The organism is Pseudoduganella danionis (assembly GCF_009720775.1).
In the GTDB taxonomy this organism is placed as follows: Bacteria; Pseudomonadota; Gammaproteobacteria; order Burkholderiales; family Burkholderiaceae_D; genus Rugamonas; species Rugamonas danionis.
The window spans coordinates 1-251 of the sequence record NZ_WNKW01000050.1 but is presented as its reverse complement, the minus strand read 5'-3'; the positions used below and the strand labels follow the sequence as shown (position 1 = coordinate 251).

Genomic DNA, 251 nt, shown 5'->3' with positions numbered 1-251 from the left:
AGCGGCACAACGGCCACGGACACCTCCACCAGGCAGCAACGCATCGAGCAGCGGCACAACGGCCACGGACACCTCCACCAGGCGGCAGCACACCGAGCAGCATCACGGCCCAGGCCGCCGCCAAGCGACAGCACACCGAGCAACGGCACAACGGCCGCCAGCTGGGCCGGCGCAAGCGCACCGAGCGGCGGAACAACGTACCCGGCCATAACCACCAGACAGCAGCGGGTCGAACAGCTACATCACGGCCC

General features: G+C 69.3%; 1 protein-coding gene. It reads right to left on the bottom strand.

The window, feature by feature from the left end; translation table 11 throughout:
- Nucleotides 1–209: hypothetical protein (locus tag GM655_RS23130; RefSeq protein ID WP_229632707.1), on the bottom strand; the 209-nt coding region annotated here is incomplete at its 3' end.
- Between the last annotated feature and the right edge of the window lie 42 nt (nucleotides 210–251).